The sequence below is a fragment of the Mesorhizobium sp. WSM4819 genome (genome assembly GCF_055811215.1).
In genome coordinates this window covers 260,684-278,388 of the sequence record NZ_JBVVQO010000003.1, presented here as the reverse complement: position 1 = coordinate 278,388, position 17,705 = coordinate 260,684, and the positions used below count along the sequence as shown (strand labels likewise).

Genomic DNA, 17,705 nt, shown 5'->3' with positions numbered 1-17,705 from the left:
GCAACCGGCCATTGAGCGTGCATGGTGCCACCAGGAGTGAATAGCTCGACGTTGCCATCAATCGCGGAGCAATACGGAACGATGCGAGAGGTTTTCGAAACCAGCCCATGAAAAAACCCGCCGGTCCGGCTTCAGCCTGAACCCGGCGCCTCATCGGCTCGGCGTCTACTCGGCTGCTCCGCTCTCGGAAGCCAGGGTTGGGCCGGCTTCAGGCCGCCTGCGCCGGAATGTCCTGCGCAGAGCAACGTAGAAGACCGGCGTCAGGAAGAGGCCGAACAACGTCACGCCCAGCATGCCGGAGAACACGGCCGTGCCGAGCGATTGGCGCATTTCCGCGCCAGGCCCGCTGGCGATCACTAGTGGCACCACGCCGAGGATGAAGGCGAACGCCGTCATCAGGATCGGCCGCAGCCGCAGCCGGCAGGCCTCGACGGCCGCCTCGACGGCGTCAAGGCCGCGCTCCTCACCTTGGCGCGCGAATTCGACGATCAGGATAGCGTTCTTCGCCGCCAGGCCGATGAGCACGATCAGCCCGATCTGCACAAGGATGTTGTTGTCGAGACCGCGGAAAGCGACTCCCAAGAGGGCGGCCAGCACGCTGAGCGGGACGATAAGCACGATGGCGAAGGGCGTAATCCAGCTTTCGTATAGCGCGGCGAGCACCAGAAAGACGAACAGAACCGACAGGCCGAAGATGAAGACCGCCGTGTTGCCGGTCTGCCGCTCCTGGAAGGCGAGTTCAGTCCATTCGAAGGAAGTGCCCTGCGGCAGCGATTCGGCTGCGATCCCCTCCATCAGGTCGAGCGCCGTGCCCGTGGCGACACCGGGCGCTGCATTGCCCTGAAGCGGCACGGAGACATACATGTTGTAGCGCTGCACGAGCGAGGGACCGGTGACGTCGCGGATCTCGATCAGTGTGCCGAGCGGCACCAGGTCGCCGGCCGCCGAGCGCACCTTCAGCTTCAATATGTCGTCGCGATCGATGCGGAAAGCCTGGTCGGCTTGCGCCCGCACCTGGTAGACACGACCGAAGGCATTGAAATCGTTGACGTAGGCGGTGCCTAGATTGATCGACAGCGTCTCGAAGATGTTGGGGATCGGCACGTTCAGCATGCGCGCCTTGTCGCGGTCGATCGCCAGGAAGAATTGCGGGCTGGAGGCCGAGAAGGTGGTGAAGACGCCCATCAACCCGGGCGTCTGGTTGGCCTTGCCGGCGATTTCGTTGGCCAACGCCAGAATCGGCCGCATGTCGGCGCTGTTGCGCTCCTGGAGCATCATCTTGAAGCCGCCGGAGTTGCCGATGCCCCGCACTGGCGGCGGCGGCAGCGCGATGATGAAGGCCTCCTGGATGCTTTGCAGGCTGCCAAACAGGGTGCCGATGATCTTGTCGGAAGTATCGCCGCTCTCGAGCCGTTCCTCGAAGCTCTTGAATGGCGCGAAGATCACGCCGGAATTGCTGGCGTTGGTGAATGTCGCGCCGTTGAATCCTGCGAAGGCGACGGCGTTGGCGACACCCGGGGTCCCGCGGATGATATCCGACGCCTTCTGGATGATTGCGTCCGTTCGGGCGAGCGAAGAGCCCTCCGGCAATTGCACGACGACGATCGCATAACCCTGGTCCATGTTCGGGATGAAGCCGCGCGGCACCGTCTGCAGCATGTGATAGGTCGCGTAGAGCAGGCCTGCGAAAACGAGCAGCATGGCGGCAAGCGCCAAAGTCGTGCCGACCAGTCTGTGCACCAGCCAGGCATAGCCGTCCGCCATCCTGTCGAACCCGTTGTTGAACCCGTTCGCCAGAGCGCGGCCGAACCTTGCCAGGAAGAAGTTCGAATGTTCCTCGCTGTGCGGCTTGAAAAGCACGCCGGCGAGAGCCGGCGAAAGCGTCAGCGAGTTGAATGCGGAGATTGCGGTCGAGACCGCGATGGTGATGGCGAACTGCAGGTAGAACTGGCCGGAAATCCCGGGAATGAAAGCCGCCGGAACGAAGACGGAGATCAGCACCAGCGAGATCGCGAGGACCGCGTTTCCCACTTCATCCATGGTCTTGTGCGCAGCGGCGCGCGGAGCGAGCCCCAGCCGGATGTTCCGCTCGATATTTTCCACAACCACGATGGCGTCGTCGACAACGATGCCGACCGCCAGCACCAGCCCGAACAGAGTGAGCATGTTGAGCGAGAAGCCGAAGGCGAGCAGCACGGCAAGCGTGCCGATCAGCGAGACCGGTATCGCCACGATCGGCACGATCGCCATGCGCCACGACTGCAGGAACACGATGATGACGATCACCACCAGCAGGATCGCCTCGGCGATGGTGACATAGACCTCGTTGATGGATTCGGCGATGAACTCGGTCGGATTGTAGATGATCTCGTAGGCCAGCCCCTTCGGGAAATCCTTCGAAAGCTCCGCGATGGTCGCCTGGATTTCTTCCGCCGAGGCCAAGGCATTGGTGCCCGGCCGCTGGAAGATGCCGAGCGCCACCGCCGCCTTGTTGTTGAGATAGGAATTGGTGACGTAGTCCCTGGCGCCGAGTTCTATGCGCGCCACGTCCTGCAGGGAGATCAAGCGGCCGTCCTCGGCCGACTTGACTATGACGTAGCGGAAGTCGCGCGCGTCTTCAAAGCGCCCTTGCGTGGTGACCGTATACTGGAAGGCCGAGCCGTCGCCAATCGGCGGCGCGCCGATCGAGCCGCCCGACACCTGGACGTTCTGGTCGCGCAGCGCCTCGACTACGTCGCCTGCGGTCATGCCGTAGGCGGACAGCTTTTCCGGGTCGAGCCAGACGCGCAGCGAATATTCGCGCTCGCCGAAGATCTGCACGTCGCCGACGCCGTCCAGTCTCAGCAGGACGTCGCGCACGCGCGAACGCGCATAATTCGAGACGTAAAGCTGATCATATGTGTCGTCGGGCGACAGCATATGGACGACCATCATCAGGTCGGGCGAACTTTTCGCCGTGGTGATGCCGAGCCGGCGCACCTCTTCCGGCAGGCGCGCTTCGGCGATCGAGACGCGGTTCTGGACCAGCACCTGCGCCGCATCGAGATCGGTGCCGGGGCGGAAGGTGATGGTGAGCGACATCGAGCCGTCGCCGGAGGAATAGGACGACATGTAGAGCATGTGCTCGACGCCGTTGATTTCCTGTTCGATCGGCGTCGCCACGGTCGCGGCGACCGTCTCGGCGTCGGCGCCCGGATAGGAGGCGCGCACCACGATGGTCGGTGGCGCGATTTCGGGATATTGCGCGACCGGAAGCTGCGTATAGGCGATGCCGCCGACGAGCACGAGCACGATCGACAGCACCGCCGCGAAGATCGGGCGGTTGACGAAGAAATGGGCGAAGTTCATTGCGTCTGCCCTTCGGCTTCAACCTTGGGCGGCAATTTGGTCATCTCGGACTTGACGGTGACGCCCGGCCGCACTCGCACCAGCCCGTTGACTACCACGGTCTCTTCGCCGGTGAGGCCCTCGCGGATAACGCGATAGCCGTCGATGCGCGGGCCGGTGCGGACCGGCTTGGCCGAGATCAGGCCTGCCTGGTCGACAACGAAGACGATGCGGCGGTTCTGGTCGGCGCCGATCGCCTCGTCAGGCAGAAGCACGCCCGGATGCGGCAACGAGCCGGGCACGTTGATGCGGCCGAACATGCCCGGCTGCAGAACGCCGTCCTTGTTGTCGAAGCGCGCCCTGGCCCGCATCGTGCCGGTAGCTTGGTCCAGACGGTTCTCGGCGAAGTCGAGCTTGCCCTTGAACGTCGCTTCATCACGGTCGGCGACACGGACGACAACATCGACGCCGCCGGCGCCTTCCTGCATGACGCCGCCGCGCTCGCGGGCGTCGCGCGCATAAGAGAAGTAGGTCCGTTCATCGATGTCGAAATAGAAGTTGATCGGGTCGATCGAGACGATGGTGGTCAGCACGGTCTGGTCGGCCTGCACCAGATTGCCCGGCGAGATGAGCCGGCGGTCGACCCGGCCGGAAAACGGTGCCTTGATCTCGGTGAATTCGAGATCGAGACTTGCGTTTTCAAGTGCCGCCTCCGCGCCGTCCAGTTGCGCTTGGGCGGCGAGATATTCGCGGCGGCGGTCGTCCAGTGTCGAAACCGGTATGTTGCCTTCGCGCGACAGGGTCTCGGCGCGCTCGAACTGCATCTTGCTGAATTCGACCAGGGTCTTGGCCGAGTCGACCTGCGCCTGCGCCTGGTTCAGCGCCGCCTTGAACGGCCGCTGGTCGATGGTGAACAGGAGGTCGCCCTGCTTGACCAGCGTACCGTCCTGGAAATGGACCTGGTCGAGATAGCCGCCGACGCGGGAGCGCAGCGAAACCTGGTCGACGGCTTCGAAACGGCCGACGAACTCATCGTCCTCGACGATATCGCGCACCAGCGGCTTGGCTACCGTGACGACGGGCGCGGGAGGCGCTTCCTGCGCCTGTGCGGCCGGGGCCGCGAGCAAGCCTAGCGCCGCGAAGGCCGCGGCGGCGGGCCATTTTGCAGGGACGTTTCTGCTGGAGGGGGCGGCCAGAGAATCGTGGCGGAGGCGTGCAGTGTGAACCATGGTTACCCCTCGTAATCGGTCCTTCATGCGAAGTCCGTAACATCTAGGCAGCTTTTGTGCCGCACAAATCAATTTTTTGAAAGCATTGACAGGAAGCTTTTAACCGGGGAGCGCGAACGCACATCTCATCTATTCGTCGAGCGCGATGCTCGCACCACGTATCGTCGATATCTTCAAATGTCACCAGCCAGCAGCTTCTCCTTCGACAGCAGCCCGGCATCTTCAAGCGCCTCGAAATCCGGCAAACCCCGCAGCGTGTCGAGGCCGAACTCCAGCAGGAATTTTTTTGTCGCAACGTAGCTGTATGGCGCGCCTGGTGTCTGGCCATTGAGCAGGCGGTCACCCGGCTCTGTGAGATATTGGGACTAAGCCTTGGGTGGTGCTTCCACTCCGGACATTGCGAGAACCGGCGGAGGGAGCCGAGCGCCTTCGATCTTGACCGCAGCCACGTCAGCATTGAGCTGGTGCAGCTCGTCCTGCGTAAAGGTGATGGCAGCGGCCGCAATGTTCTCGGCGAGGTGGGCGGCCTTCGTCGTACCGGGGATCGGCACGATGAACGGCTTCTGTGCCAGCAGCCAGGCCAGCGCCAGCTGGGCGGGTTTGACCTGCTTGCGTTGCGCCCAGGTCCGCACGACATCGACGAGCGCCATGTTTGCCGCCAAGGCATCCTCAGCCATGCGGGGAACCCAGGCGCGGAAGTCTCGCTCGGGGTCGTCGCCAAAGCGGGTTTCTGCCGTAATCGTGCCAGTCAGGAAACCATAGCCCAGCGGGGCCCAGCTGACGAAGCCGATGCCCAGTTCCTCGCACAGAGGCAGCACGTTGGCCTCGGGACCACGCCAGATCATCGAATATTCGTTCTGGATGGCGGCGAGCGGCAGGATCGCGTGCGCGCGTCGGATGGTCTCCAGTCCCGGCTCCGAGAGCCCGAAATGCAGGACCTTGCCCTCGGCGACGAGATCCTTGACCGCGCCGGCGACGTCTTCGATTGGCACAAGCGGGTCGACGCGGTGCTGGTAGAGCACGTCGATGCGGTCGGTGCGCAGGCGTCGCAAGCTGCCTTCGACGGCGCGCTTGATATGCTCGGGCCGGCTGTTCAGGCCCTCTCCGATTTTGCCGGTCTCAAGATCGACGTTGAACCCGAACTTGCTCTCGACAACGACGGTCTCGCGCAGCCCCTGCAGCGCATCGCCAACGATCTCCTCCGAAAGGAAGGGTCCATAGACTTCCGCCGTATCGATGAGGGTGACGCCTTGGTCCACCGCGCGCCTGATAAGCGCAACGGCGGCGGCGCGATCTATGCGGCTGCCGAAATAATCCTGGGCGGTGCCGTCGTCAGGGCTAGGTTTCCACTGGCATCCGAGCCCCACCGGAAACACTTCGAGGGCGCCCAGCTTGCGGCGCTGGCTCGCGGGTTGCGGGCCGGCCGTTTGCGCCGCCGCTTCGCCAAGCGAAGACAGCAGCCAGGGCGCAACGCCGAGAAAAGCTGCCGACGCCAGAAATTGCCGCCGCTGCGGGTTGTCAATGTTCGAGGGAGACTGGTTGTTTGAGGGAGACTGGTTGGTTCGGTGAGATTTCGTCATGTCACGATCCTTGGCTTGGGACAGGCCATGAGGCCGACGCGCATGCTCGGTGCGGTCGCCGGCCTCAAAGGGTGGTTTGCTGAAGATAGACACGGCCGGCGCCACGGGCAGGGTCGATTCTTGCTCACTTCGTGGCTCGCCGGGTTCAGGCGAAGCTGCCGCCCGAAAGCCTATCGGTGCCGGATCGACTGAGCCCGCGCCTGCCTATGTCCGATGGCGGCACGCCGTACTGCCGCCGGAACAGTTGACGAAAATGATGCAGGTTCGAGAACCCCGCAGCCGCAGCCGCCTGCGGCACGGTTGCCTGGGTCGACCGCAGAGCGTGCAACGCTCGATCCAGCCGACTTGCAGTTACAAAGCGATGCGGCGGCATGCCGAAGGTGTTGGCAAAACTGCGCGCGAAGTGAAACGGGCTGAGTGCGGCGACCTCGGCAAGATCTCCCAAGGTCAGCGGTTTGTCGGCGGTGTCCAGCACCAGTTCCACCACACGCTGACGCCGCCGCGCGTCAAGCGTTCGTCGGATAAGATCGCGTCCACCGAAGTGCCGCCGCAGCACCTGGGCATAGGCGGCGCGAACCAGCGTCTCGGCCTCCATGTCCGACATCGGTATCCACCCGCGCAGGGCGGCGCGCAGTCTGGTCGCGACCGCCTGGATGATCGGGTCCTGCCAGCCATGCACGTCGTCGAGATCGGCGTGGCCTTCGACACGCATGTCCCGCGCCATCTCGCGGCGCAGCGCGGTCGCCCCGGTGATTTCCAGAACGTCGGAGGGGGAGTCCGTCTCCAACCAGGCGATCGGCGTGTCGCCGCCAAGCCCGATTGTCATAGCTGGCACGGGCCGTGGCCTTGCAATGCCATCGGCTACGCGCACAACGGCAGCCGCCTGGCCGGTGAAAGCCATGCCGATCGACCCGGGCGCCGACGTCGACTCGATCTCGCCGTCGCGCCATGCCGGCAAAAGGCAATGCGCCAATCGGAAGGTCTTGCGTTCCCGGCGGATGATCTCGGGTTGCGCGCGGCTCGTCATCCCTTTAGCTCCTCCCGCTGGTGTGGTGGGCGAAAACCGCCGCCTGAGCGGCACCGCGGCTAAAATACGCCGCTGATTTGCGGCATTTTTTCGTCCGCGGCCGATCGCCCTCGCGATGTCGACTGCCATCGGTTTTCCGTTGGCCTCGCGCATGTAGTCGTCAGTCATCTCATCGAGGACAGTGGTGGCTGAATTGCGAGGCAGGCGTCGCAATTCCATGGATCGTTCGGGCACCCTGTGAGTTATGCTGTCACCGAGGCGGGTGATTTTCATCAGGGAAGGAGCAAGGCGATGAAAAAAATGCTTCTCGCAGGGTTTGTTGCCCTGTCGGCGTCAACATCGCTGGCGCAGACGAGCACTGCCCCCGAGCCTACGGCTCCAGCGGCTGCGCCGCCTGCTGCCCAGCAGCCAGGCGGGCCTGCCAATCTCTGCCAGGAGCTCCTCGCCTTCATGAAGGCGCCTGCCGAAGCGGCTACCCCGACCGCGGCTGCCTCGGCTCAGCAGTCTGGCACATCTTCTACCAGCGCAGCCGCGCCCGCCAAGCCCGAGACCGGGACGGGCTCGGCGCAGAAAATTACCGGGCAGGCTGGGGTTGCCAGCGATGCTCCACAACCGAACAAAGAGAAGGTGGCCAGCGGATCGGCGACGAACGCGCCCCAGAAGGAAAGCAGGGCCGCGCCGGTGCCCCCCTCCGATACGTCAAGCACTCCCAAGGATTCCGTGATCAATGCCGCGAAAGCGGAGGAACTGGCCGCCGCCAATGACATTGCACAATGCCAGAAGACCGCGCGGGAAATGCGAGTGGCCGGCGTCTCCATGCCGCCGCCGTTGCTTGCACTGGCGGCGCTCGACCTGCAGTATCAGCAAAAGTCCGGTGCGGCCCCTCAGGGATCTGGCAATCCACCTGTGACGGGGCAGGATCCGGCGCAGCAGACGCCGCCGCCACAATGAGTGACTGCGGACTTTGAGCACGTGAAAGGGAGAAGGCGGGATGGGTATGATCTTGACCGGAATTGTCGTTTCGATCGCAATTGCGTTCGGGGCCGGCTATTTTCTTCTGAGCGCGCAGCAGCAACAGCCAGCATGGCAGGTCTACAGCAGCGAGAGCACTCGCGTCGGCGATCCGGGGCACAATCTGGTCGGTCAAAACTGGACGGGCGAACCGGGCGACAACTCTACCGCAGCCGCGGAGGGCGAGGAGACACCTTCCTAAGATCTACGGTCGCTGACGTGGATTTCGAGGCCCGCGCAATGAAAGCCTGCGAGCACGCCAAAAAATGTCCGGACCTGGCCCGGGCATTTCGATTCCGCGCAGAAGCCGCTATTCAGCGGGTTCGGCCGCCGAGCGCGGCGGTATCGCACCTTTCGCCTCCTGGCTTTCGACCCAAAGCCTATGGTGCTCCTTCGCCCAGTTGATATCGACGGTGCCCGAACCCATTGCTTCATAAGCGCCTTCCATCCCGAGCGTGCCGATATAGATGTGAGCGATAATCACGGCGATCAGGATGACGCCGACAGTCGCGTGCACATATTGGGCCGTCTGCATGCCGTTTATGTCGGTGAATGCGAACGGGAACAGCATGAAAATGCCGGATACCGACAGCGCAATTCCACCGAGCACGACGGCCCAGAAGATGAGCTTCTGGCCGGTGTTGAAACGTCCGGCCGGCGGATGCGTCCTGTTGGTCTTGTCGAAGAAGCCGCCGCCAACTCTGAGCCAATGCGCGTCATGGCGATCGGGAAGGTTATCCCAAGCCCATGTCACCAGCATGACCAATATGCCGAGCATGAACGCCCAGGAGACGAAGTCGTGGGCGTATTTCGCCCAGATCGACCAGGTTGAAAATGCATCGGCCCCGATCAGCGGCATCAGCAGACGCTTGCCGAAGATAAAGTTCAAGCCGGTGATGGCCAGGATGATGAACGCCGTGGCAGTCATCCAGTGGGTCAGCCGCTCCACAGCACCGAAGCGCAAAATCTTTACGCTCGATTCGGGCGCCAGTGTACGGATGCGGCCCCTGTAGACATAGAACAGCGCCAGCAGCAGCAAAATTCCTGTTATCGCGATGCCGCCGATCCACGGCAGCCAGCCCTCGTGGAAGCCGCGGTAATCGCGGCCTTGCGGTTGCTCGAGCAAGCCGGCGGCCGTATTGGGCAGGGTGACGCGCCCCTCGATCTTCCGCAGCTCATCAAGAAGCTGCTGTTCGTTCACCGCCTGAGCGGTCGGGTTGCTCCCGGATGGGGCTTGCGCGTATACGGGCGCCGCGACCAGCAGCGTGAGCGTCATGAACGCCGCGATAGCCTGCAGAATCAGTCGACCAAGCCTGTTGTCCGGCATTTCTCCGTCCTCCCTGCTAGCTCCGTTGCGCGCGAGACGAGCCCAACTGCCTCCTACACGTCGATTGTTTCCCGATAGGCCGTCTGCCAGCCCCAGGCTCCCGAACCATAGCCACGCTGCGTCACACGCTCCTTGTAGATCGCCGCGATGATCTCCCCGTCGCCGGCCAGGAGCGACTTGGTTGAACACATTTCGGCGCAAAGCGGCAGCTTGCCTTCAGCCAGCCGGTTGGCTCCGTACTTGGCATATTCAATTTCGGTGGAATCACCTTCCGGGCCCGCGGCGCAGAAGGTGCATTTGTCCATCTTGCCGCGCGAACCGAAGTTGCCGACACGCGGATATTGCGGGGCGCCGAACGGGCAGGCGTAGAAGCAATAGCCGCACCCGATGCACAGGTCCTTGGAGTGGAGCACCACCGCGTCGGCCGTGGTGTAGAAGCAGTCGACCGGACAGACCGCCGCGCAAGGCGCGTCGGTGCAATGCATGCACGCCATCGAGACGGAGCGTTCGCCGGGCTTGCCGTCATTGATGGTGACGACGCGGCGCCGGTTGATGCCCCATGGCACGTCGTGCTCGTTCTTGCAGGCGGTGACGCAGGCATTGCACTCGATGCAACGATCAGCGTCGCAAAGGAATTTCATCCTGGCCATTTCTGTTCCTCCCGTTCACGCCGCAACGATTTGGCAGAGCGTGCACTTCGGCTCCTGCATGCCCGTCACCGGGTCGTAGCCGTAGGTGGTGATGCTGTTGACGCTCTCTCCCAGAACATATGGATCGGTGCCCTGCGGATAGTGGGCCCTGAGATCCTTGCCCTGGAACCAGCCGCCGAAGTGGAAGGGCATGAACGCGACGCCGCGGCCGACGCGCTCCGTGACCAGCGCCTTCACCCGCGCCTTCGCGTTGTTCTCCGCACCATTGACCCAAACCCAGGTCCCATCGCCGATGCCGCGTTCGGACGCGTCGGCCGGGTTGATCTCGACGAACATCTCCTGCTGCAACTCGGCCAGCCATCTGTTCGACCGCGTTTCCTCGCCGCCACCTTCATACTCGACGAGCCGGCCGCTGGTCAGGATCAGCGGGAACGTCTTGGCGATGCCCTTTTCCACCGCCGCCTGCTGTACGCTGAAGCCTATGTTCGGCAGCCGGAACTGCGTGGCGTCGGGATAGGTCGGATATTTTGCGACCAGATCCACCCTCGGCGAATAGATCGGCTCGCGATGGGTGGGTACCGGGTCGGGCAGGTTCCACGCTACTGCGCGCGCTTTGCCGTTGCCGTAGGGATGGCAGCCATGGCTGAGCACGACGCGCTGGATCCCGCCTGACAGATCCGTCGACCACGAGACCTTGTTGATGTCGTCGCCGATCTTTTCGATCACGGCGCGTTCTTGCGCCGTCAGATCCTTGTCCCAGCCGAGTTTCTTGAGCACGGCCATGGTGAACTCCGGATAGCCGTCGGTGAGTTCCGAGCCTTGCGTGTAGGAGCCTTCCGCCAATAGGGTCTGGCCGTTTCGTTCGACGCCGAAGCGGGCGCGGAACGGGCTGCCGCCGTCCATGACATGCAGGCCGGTGCTGTAAAGATTGGCCGTACCCGGGTGGCGGATCTCAGGCTTGCCCCAACATGGCCACGGCAGGCCGTAATAGTCGCCGCCGACCTCGGGATCATCCTTCGGAGCCCGCATCGTCACCAGGTCGAACTTGTGCTGGTTCTTCATATGCGCCTTGAGCCGCTCTGGCGACTGACCGCAATAGCCCGTCGACCAGCTGCCGCGGTTCATCTCGCGCAGCACGTCCTCCGGCACCGGACGGTCGCCCTCGACGGCTATCTTCTTGAACATCTTGTCGGCAAGCCCGAGCTTCTTCGACAACAGATAGATGACCTGGTAGTCGTCCTTCTGCTCGAAGCTCGGCTTCACGATCTGCTCACCCCACTGGATGGCCCGATTTGAGGCGACGCGCGAGCCTGACGTCTCGAACTGCGTGCAGACCGGCAAGAGATAGGTGTTGTCCTGACGCCCCGCCTCCACCGCCAGCGATGCCCAGGTCGTGGGATGGGGATCGGCGACGACAAGCAGCTCCAGGCCTGTTAGGCCTTTCATCGAATCCGGGATACGGGTGATACTGTTGCTGGCGTGGCCCTGAATGAACATGGCGCGCATGCTGTCGCGCTGCGCTATCTTGTCCTTGGGCAGCGAGACGGAATCGAACCATCTAGTCAGTGGGATGCCCGGGGTTTCCATGGCGTCCTTCGAGTCGAACTGGCTCAGCAGGTCCTCGTAGGGGATCTCCCAGACGCGCGACCAGTGCTTCCAGGCGCTTTCCGTCAACCCGTAATAGAAGGGCAGGGTGACCACATCGAGCCCGATATCCGTCGCGCCCTGGACGTTGTCATGGCCGCGGAAGATGTTCGCGCCGGTCCCCGGCTTGCCGACATTGCCGGTGGCGAGACATAGTATGCAACTTGCGCGTGTATTGGCGGTGCCGACCGTGTGGTGTGTCTGGCCCATGCACCAGATCATCGTCGACGGCTTCTGCGTGGCGAACAGCTCGGCGACGCGCTTCACCTGATCGCCAGGCACGCCGGTGATCTGCTCAACCTCCTCCGGCGTGTATTTCGCGACTTCCTTGCGGACCTCATCCATCCCGTAGACGCGCTGCGCGATGAATTCCTTGTCCTCCCAGCCGTTCCCGAAGATGTGCCAAAGCATGCCCCACAACAGCGCTATGTCAGTGCCGGACCGGAACCGGACGTACTCGGTCGCATGGGCGGCGGTGCGCGTGAAACGGGGATCGATGACGATCAGATTGGCCTGGTTGAGTTCCTTGCCTTCCAGCAGATGCTGCATCGCTATCGGATGCGCTTCAGCCGGGTTGCCGCCCATGATGATCATGGTCTTCGAATTGCGAATATCGTTGAAGGAGTTCGTCATCGCGCCGTAGCCCCAGGTGTTGGCTACGCCGGCGACGGTGGTCGAATGACAGATGCGGGCCTGGTGGTCCTGATTGTTTGTTCCCCACAGCGCCGCGAGCTTGCGGAAGAGATAGGTTCCTTCGTTGGAAAACTTGGCCGACCCCATCCAGTAGGCGGATTCCGGGCCGGACTTTTCACGGATCTCGAGCAGTTTGTCGCCAATCCCATTGATTGCGTCGTCCCAGGAGACACGCTCCCACTGCCCTGCGGTGAGCTTCATCGGGTATTTCAGCCGGCGGTCGCTGTGTACGAGCTCGCGTACGCTTGCGCCCTTGGCGCAATGGGAGCCGCGGTTGATCGGGCTGTCCCACGAAGGCTCCTGACCGGTCCAAACTCCGTTCTGGACTTCGGCGGTAACGGTGCAGCCGACCGCGCAATGGGTGCAGACGCTTTTCTTCAGTTCTATAGGCACGCCCGGCTGCGGCGGACTGATGGCCGCCGCCTTCTGAACGGTGCCAAGCTGGAACGACCCGAGTGCAGCCATTCCGCCGGCCGCGAGACCGGAACGGCGAAGGAAGGTTCGCCGGTCGATGGGAGCGGAGGCGACCGTGCCCATCAGTGTGTGCAATCTTGTGCGGCTCGCCTGACCGCTCTTGCGCTTGGTCAGCATGGCGCCCTCATTTCTTCAACGTCTCATAACCGTTCACACGGTAGAATGCCTTCACGTGCTCGGTCTCGCGGTAGCGAGCCCTCGTCTCCTCCTCACCGGGATCGTAAGCTTGCGCTTCTCCTGGGGTGAGCGTCACGGCGGCGGCGGCCACGGCGGTCGTGGATGCGCCGCCGAAGGCGCGAAGGAAATTGCGGCGGTTCATTGCCGTCTGTTTGTTTTCCTGCATCTGCCTTCCTCCCTATGCGTCGACGCGATCAGGTCACGCGCTTCGTCGCGCCTCCATGGCAAAACCTTGGGCTTCGATGTCGATGAAAATCCGCCCCAACGCGCCGACTGCCCGGTAAAACCTGGCCGAGGCCGCGTTTTCCAGATCGGCCAAGAAACGGCTCGCCCACGGCGCGATGTGACGTTCAAAGAAGTCCCGCTCCTCGCCGGCGGGAACCACGAAATGGGTGGCGGCAAAGCCGCTCATGATCTCGAACAGCGTGCCGAGATGATCTTCCGGGTCAAAATGACCGTCCGCGCGTTCAAGGCCGAGGCGCCTCATGTCCCCGCGCAGGCGGGCAAGCGGCCGCTCGTTGAGGAAGCCGGTCAGGTAGTAGGAGGCGTAGGGAACGAGTTCGCCGCGCCCGACCCCGATGAAGAGCTCGAAATACTCGCGACTGACGGCAACCGGAGAGGCTGAAGAAGCAGCCTGGCCGAGTGCGGCATGAGCCTTGCCGAGCGGGGTCTCGGCGTCGCCTCGCAACCCGGAAAGCCGCGCCATGAGGTTTGCATCCGGAGCGGCCAGGAGAAGCGTGGCGAGCAGCGCGTACTCATCCGCGCGTGCGCTGTTCACGTCGTCGACGTCAGCATCATCTACGCCGGAAACCAGAGCGTCAGCTCCGCACGACGTGCCGATTGCCTCCTCCAGGCGCAAGTCTGGGTTCATCTACTGACCTCGACCGTGCCCCTCAACGAGTGGGTAAAGTGAATACTAGTGCCCCTCCCGGCAATTGCAACAGCGACTGTGCCAAAATGGCAACAAATCCAGATCAGCGCGGCATGGCGCCGCCATGGCGTCGCTGGCGGTGGATCGGCGATGATTCCGCGGCGCCGGCGCCGGCGCCTTCGTCGCGGTCGATGGCGGTCCCGGCGCCGTCGGCCGAAGGAGATTCGGGGTTTGCCAGTTCGATCGAACTGTCCGGCGTGACAGAATCCGACCCATCGGCTGAGGCGTTCACGCCCTCGTCCGCCAAAACGGCGCTGGTCGCTGGCGCCTTCTCCGGCGCCTGCGAAGCCATGGCGGCGGGTGCCGGATCGGTCGGGTTGCCGCCGTTCGACAGGAAATCCACGACAGCTTCGCTGGATGCTTTCAAGGGGCCGAATCCCGCCATGGATCCAGGGCTGTTGAAGTCCCAGGCATATTCGGAAGGCCCGATATGATCACGAATTGCCGGATCGAGCGACCACATCTTGCGCAATGCGGCGCGCTTCAACATTTTGGGCACGCCTTTGCGCAGGAAGGCTGAAAGATCGCTTTGAGCGGTCAGATCCTCGAGGCGAGGGAGGGGCTCGGCGGGCTCGGCGGCCTCCGGCTCGACAATTGCTGGTGCAAGCTGCTCACCAGTATCGGCTGGCGCCGCAACTTCGTCAGGCGAAAGCTGATCGTTCTGCGGCCCCGCAGTCGAACTGTAACGCGCCGCCTGTTTCAGGCGCGACCAGCGGGCGAAGACATTGTCGCGTCCCGCGCTCATTCGGCATCATCCGTCGTTCCGGAACGAGGACCGCGCCTCGCCAGGGCATCAGGGTCCGCCCGATCGCGCTTGCGCTTGATGAAAGGACGCTCGACGTGATGCGTCTCGACAAAGGCGGCCAGCCATTGCTGAAGCTCGATCGGCATCGGCACGGCCTCGATGATGTCGGGGCCAGCCTCGGTCAGCGACTCGCCCTCGAAAGGGTCAGCGGTCACCAGGTGCAGCACAACTCCGGGTGGAGCATCGCTCGACCGGAGCGCGATCCACAGGCTAGGCCGCCCCGAACGGAGGTTGTCCCGGTACATGCCCGTGTCGCACCCGAAGAGCTCAAGCTTGAAAGTTCCGGCATAGAAGCGCGTCACGCCGTCTGATTCGTGCAGCACCGACCATGGCGCCGCGCTCGGCGCGCCCGCCAGCACGGCCACGGGAACCCAGACATGGTCGATCCACGGGTTGTCCAGAGCCCGTCGCTCGACGATCACCCCGACTTCCGCCGTCTCCCGCACCATGGCACCAATCCTCCTAGTTCACCGTCCCTCGGGCGCGAAACGGCAGGCCTGCGACAAGGTTCTGCGGCTTCATGCGGATCGTTCGGTCAGGGGTCATGGCCATTATGAGCCAGACGGGCCTGGCGCCCACCTGCGGCAGTACTTCGCCTGTGTCGGAGAAGGTGAGCCGGAACAGTGCAATCACGCGCTGTGCGGCCTCCGAGTCAAGTTCATCGCCGGCCCAGAGCGTGTTGCCGATGCGGGTCGCTTCGGCGTCGAGGCCGACGAACCAGGCCCAGTCCTCGTCCTCGATCCGCTCCACCGGCTCGATCTCCACGTCCACCGCAAGTAGATGGCGAACCCAGATCTCCATTGCTGTGGCAAGGCCGCGCCGAGTCGGACTGCGCGCGCTGCCCAGCTTGAGCACCATATCGAAAGCGTCGCTCCTGGCGAAGTAACTCTCGGAATTGTTCTCGTCGAGTATCTCCAGATCCGTGACAGCTGGGCCACCAAGCATGCCGAGGAGCGGCGAGGCATGGCGGTTCTGTTCATGCAGTTCAATGGTTTCGGCATCGGCGAGAAGCACCGCCCCCTCGTGGGACGTCACCCGTTGTGGCCGATAAAACAGCTCAGCGGCTCGCACGACGCAGGCGTCGTGCTGACCATCCAGCGCATTGCGCAGGACGACCTGCGCAAGCTGGTTCATGAACAGCGGCGGGATATTTTCGGCCGAGCCGCGCGCCAGCGCGAGATATGCGGCCTCGAGCGAGGGAGCGGCCAGCACATGGTCGCGAAAGGCAATCATGAACTCCCAGTTCTCGCGCGCATCCGGGTCCTCCAAGGCGGCGATCTCCTGCTTTGCGACCGGCCGGCGCGGATGATGCATCAAAAGTTCGTGATGCAGGCGCAGCTCCGCCGGGCAGGCCGTTTCGGGAGGGAGAAGCTCTGGCCGCGCAAAATATGCCTTCAGAAAGGAGTCGGTCACCAGCAGGCGCCCGGCCTCATCCCTGTCGAGAAGGTGATGACCTGAGGAAACCCAGAAATCCTTCACTTCTGCCTCCCGGCCAATGCTAGGAGATCGAACTTTTCCGTCGACTCCTCCTCGCCGTCGATTTCGACAAAGCGGAATGCCGTTGCCGGCTCCAGCCGGCTCGCCTTGCGATGCAGGGTTCGGAAACACTCGCGGGTGCCGGCCTGTTCGCTGGTGCGGTTGACCGCAATCAGCGTGTTTGGCGGGTGGTCGCACAGCGATTGCGCGAATTCTATCTCCTCTTCGGCGGCGGCGCGCGCCGTTTCGGTGTCCGGCGCACCGCATCGCACCACAAGCTGCTCGGCCAGCCGATCGACGGCCGCCGCGCGATCATGCACGGTCGCGTCCGTGACCACGACGAGGGTGGACCAGCCGAAGCTATCAATGCCGAGGAACCCGGCGCGGAACGCCTGCCGTTCCTTGCCGGTAAGCCTGGCCACATCGGCGCCGAAGAACAGGAAGGTGCCGGTCACCGCCCATTCGCCCGGTTCTGCAGCGCGCGAATAGACAAACGTGTCCGATGGATCGAGGCGGATCGTTCGCGGCAGCTTCAAAGCCATGGCGTGCCCGTCATCGGATCGAGCCAGGAGGGCCTGGCAAGCGCCTCGGGCAGGCTTTTTCGCTCGCGAAGCCCGTGAGAGGCCGTGTCGGAAATCAGCAGATCGCCGTTGCCGGCAAGCTCTGCATGCTCATCGCCCTTTCGTGGCAGCCGGTCGAGCCAGCGGCTGGCGATCGAACCGAAGCCGGTATCGCTCCATTCGTGGAATGCGGCCATCAGATGGCGGGAGAAGCTCGCAACGATCTCACCGGCATCGAGCGCCACGAAGCCGAGTTCGTCAAGCGCGCCAAGCAGCGGCCGCAGACCGGGCTCGCCGGCGCGGATGACGGCGGTGCGGATCATGCCGGAGAAGACGATCCAGTCGGGGATTTCGTTCTCCCGGGCCCCTTCTGGCCAGCCCAGGCGGGCGCCGCCGACGAGAACCCCGTCGACACGAACAGTGTCGGGCCAGTCGAAGGTGATGGGCCGCGACGGCGGAGCATGGACCGCAAGCGCATCGGCAAGTGCGTTCATGCCGGCATAGATCGCGCGACGCGCATCCTCCAGCGGCTCTTCAGGCTCGAGCACCACTGCGAATTCGGCCAGATCGTAGCGGCGCACCCAGGCAAGCGTGCCTGCCCCTTCGTCTGCCGCAATCGCGCAGGCGTGCGCAAAGGCGTCACCGGCCTCTCTCAGCGGCACGAGGCTGTAAGGCGGTGGCAGTTGGAGGTCGCTGACAGAGGGCCGCATAGGCCGATCCATATTTTGATGACGGCGACTGTAATGTCTTTATAATACTTCCAGGCAAGAGGCGCTACCGCGTGGACAAGGAAG

General features: G+C 63.5%; 16 protein-coding genes and 1 pseudogene. 2 read left to right on the top strand and 15 right to left on the bottom strand.

Features of this window, described 5'->3' with window-relative positions; all coding sequences use genetic code 11:
- Window positions 1–165 precede the first annotated feature (165 nt).
- From AC0L18_RS05150 to AC0L18_RS05130, 5 genes and pseudogenes are all read right to left on the bottom strand, one after another.
- Entirely contained in the window at window positions 166–3,348 is a 3,183-nt protein-coding gene (locus tag AC0L18_RS05150; RefSeq protein WP_473490885.1) for an efflux RND transporter permease subunit, read from the bottom strand.
- Window positions 3,345–4,454: an efflux RND transporter periplasmic adaptor subunit gene (locus AC0L18_RS05145; protein WP_473490884.1), complete on the bottom strand. Its 1,110-nt coding sequence runs from the start codon at window positions 4,452–4,454 to the stop codon at window positions 3,345–3,347. The genes AC0L18_RS05150 and AC0L18_RS05145 overlap by 4 nt, the downstream gene beginning before the upstream one ends.
- Before the next feature lie 275 nt (window positions 4,455–4,729).
- Window positions 4,730–4,876: pseudogene (locus tag AC0L18_RS05140) on the bottom strand (SMC-Scp complex subunit ScpB); the annotation flags it as partial.
- 45 nt (window positions 4,877–4,921) lie between these two features.
- On the bottom strand, window positions 4,922–6,136 hold the full coding sequence (locus AC0L18_RS05135; protein ID WP_473490883.1) for an aldo/keto reductase: 1,215 nt from the start codon (window positions 6,134–6,136) through the stop codon (window positions 4,922–4,924).
- Between the two features lie 145 nt (window positions 6,137–6,281).
- A complete protein-coding gene (locus AC0L18_RS05130) occupies window positions 6,282–7,163 on the bottom strand; it encodes a helix-turn-helix domain-containing protein (protein WP_473490882.1) in 882 nt (293 codons plus the stop codon).
- A 237-nt stretch (window positions 7,164–7,400) separates the two neighbouring features.
- On the opposite strand from AC0L18_RS05130, the gene AC0L18_RS05125 reads away from it, so the two are divergent.
- Together AC0L18_RS05125 and AC0L18_RS05120 are read left to right on the top strand one after the other, a co-directional pair.
- Window positions 7,401–8,114, top strand: coding sequence for a hypothetical protein (locus AC0L18_RS05125; protein WP_473490881.1), 714 nt, complete (start codon window positions 7,401–7,403; stop codon window positions 8,112–8,114).
- A gap of 46 nt (window positions 8,115–8,160) precedes the next feature.
- Complete coding sequence (locus AC0L18_RS05120) at window positions 8,161–8,376, top strand: hypothetical protein (protein WP_287180486.1); 216 nt, start codon at window positions 8,161–8,163, stop codon at window positions 8,374–8,376.
- A gap of 108 nt (window positions 8,377–8,484) precedes the next feature.
- Here AC0L18_RS05120 and AC0L18_RS05115 read toward each other — a convergent pair whose 3' ends face one another.
- The 10 genes from AC0L18_RS05115 to AC0L18_RS05070 form a co-directional block, all read right to left on the bottom strand.
- Complete coding sequence (locus tag AC0L18_RS05115) at window positions 8,485–9,501, bottom strand: formate dehydrogenase subunit gamma (RefSeq protein WP_473490880.1); 1,017 nt, start codon at window positions 9,499–9,501, stop codon at window positions 8,485–8,487.
- Window positions 9,502–9,554: 53 nt separating this feature from the next.
- On the bottom strand, window positions 9,555–10,151 hold the full coding sequence (fdh3B, locus tag AC0L18_RS05110; protein ID WP_027151217.1) for a formate dehydrogenase FDH3 subunit beta: 597 nt from the start codon (window positions 10,149–10,151) through the stop codon (window positions 9,555–9,557).
- Window positions 10,152–10,166: 15 nt separating this feature from the next.
- On the bottom strand, window positions 10,167–13,079 hold the full coding sequence (locus tag AC0L18_RS05105; RefSeq protein ID WP_473490879.1) for a formate dehydrogenase subunit alpha: 2,913 nt from the start codon (window positions 13,077–13,079) through the stop codon (window positions 10,167–10,169).
- Window positions 13,080–13,086: 7 nt separating this feature from the next.
- Window positions 13,087–13,305 carry a formate dehydrogenase gene (locus AC0L18_RS05100; RefSeq protein ID WP_292403870.1) on the bottom strand — a complete coding sequence of 73 codons (219 nt, stop codon included), beginning with the start codon at window positions 13,303–13,305 and terminating at the stop codon, window positions 13,087–13,089.
- A gap of 33 nt (window positions 13,306–13,338) precedes the next feature.
- Window positions 13,339–14,010: a TorD/DmsD family molecular chaperone gene (locus tag AC0L18_RS05095; RefSeq protein ID WP_473490878.1), complete on the bottom strand. Its 672-nt coding sequence runs from the start codon at window positions 14,008–14,010 to the stop codon at window positions 13,339–13,341.
- Between the two features lie 103 nt (window positions 14,011–14,113).
- Window positions 14,114–14,815: a DUF3306 domain-containing protein gene (locus tag AC0L18_RS05090; protein ID WP_473490877.1), complete on the bottom strand. Its 702-nt coding sequence runs from the start codon at window positions 14,813–14,815 to the stop codon at window positions 14,114–14,116.
- Complete coding sequence (locus AC0L18_RS05085; protein ID WP_023797599.1) at window positions 14,812–15,324, bottom strand: DUF3305 domain-containing protein; 513 nt, start codon at window positions 15,322–15,324, stop codon at window positions 14,812–14,814. Before AC0L18_RS05085 ends, AC0L18_RS05090 begins: the two co-directional genes overlap by 4 nt.
- Window positions 15,325–15,337: 13 nt before the next feature.
- Window positions 15,338–16,354: a DUF6352 family protein gene (locus AC0L18_RS05080; protein WP_473490876.1), complete on the bottom strand. Its 1,017-nt coding sequence runs from the start codon at window positions 16,352–16,354 to the stop codon at window positions 15,338–15,340.
- Window positions 16,351–16,893: a DUF6505 family protein gene (locus AC0L18_RS05075; protein ID WP_473490875.1), complete on the bottom strand. Its 543-nt coding sequence runs from the start codon at window positions 16,891–16,893 to the stop codon at window positions 16,351–16,353. The genes AC0L18_RS05080 and AC0L18_RS05075 overlap by 4 nt, the downstream gene beginning before the upstream one ends.
- Window positions 16,884–17,621 (bottom strand): biotin/lipoate--protein ligase family protein, encoded by a 738-nt coding sequence (locus AC0L18_RS05070; protein ID WP_128246315.1) that lies wholly within the window; start codon window positions 17,619–17,621, stop codon window positions 16,884–16,886. The genes AC0L18_RS05075 and AC0L18_RS05070 overlap by 10 nt, the downstream gene beginning before the upstream one ends.
- Window positions 17,622–17,705 lie beyond the last annotated feature (84 nt).

Excerpts from the sequence above, each read along its gene's own strand:
- AC0L18_RS05070 (WP_128246315.1), bottom strand. The coding sequence starts at position 17,621 with ATGCGGCCCTCTGTCAGCGACCTCCAACTGCCACCGCCTTACAGCCTC.
- AC0L18_RS05095 (WP_473490878.1), bottom strand. The coding sequence starts at position 14,010 with ATGAACCCAGACTTGCGCCTGGAGGAGGCAATCGGCACGTCGTGCGGA.
- AC0L18_RS05100 (WP_292403870.1), bottom strand. The coding sequence starts at position 13,305 with ATGCAGGAAAACAAACAGACGGCAATGAACCGCCGCAATTTCCTTCGC.
- AC0L18_RS05150 (WP_473490885.1), bottom strand. The coding sequence starts at position 3,348 with ATGAACTTCGCCCATTTCTTCGTCAACCGCCCGATCTTCGCGGCGGTG.
- AC0L18_RS05075 (WP_473490875.1), bottom strand. The coding sequence starts at position 16,893 with ATGGCTTTGAAGCTGCCGCGAACGATCCGCCTCGATCCATCGGACACG.
- AC0L18_RS05120 (WP_287180486.1), top strand. The coding sequence starts at position 8,161 with ATGATCTTGACCGGAATTGTCGTTTCGATCGCAATTGCGTTCGGGGCC.
- AC0L18_RS05135 (WP_473490883.1), bottom strand. The coding sequence starts at position 6,136 with ATGACGAAATCTCACCGAACCAACCAGTCTCCCTCAAACAACCAGTCT.
- fdh3B (WP_027151217.1), bottom strand. The coding sequence starts at position 10,151 with ATGGCCAGGATGAAATTCCTTTGCGACGCTGATCGTTGCATCGAGTGC.
- AC0L18_RS05085 (WP_023797599.1), bottom strand. The coding sequence starts at position 15,324 with ATGGTGCGGGAGACGGCGGAAGTCGGGGTGATCGTCGAGCGACGGGCT.
- AC0L18_RS05105 (WP_473490879.1), bottom strand. The coding sequence starts at position 13,079 with ATGCTGACCAAGCGCAAGAGCGGTCAGGCGAGCCGCACAAGATTGCAC.
- AC0L18_RS05090 (WP_473490877.1), bottom strand. The coding sequence starts at position 14,815 with ATGAGCGCGGGACGCGACAATGTCTTCGCCCGCTGGTCGCGCCTGAAA.
- AC0L18_RS05130 (WP_473490882.1), bottom strand. The coding sequence starts at position 7,163 with ATGACGAGCCGCGCGCAACCCGAGATCATCCGCCGGGAACGCAAGACC.
- AC0L18_RS05115 (WP_473490880.1), bottom strand. The coding sequence starts at position 9,501 with ATGCCGGACAACAGGCTTGGTCGACTGATTCTGCAGGCTATCGCGGCG.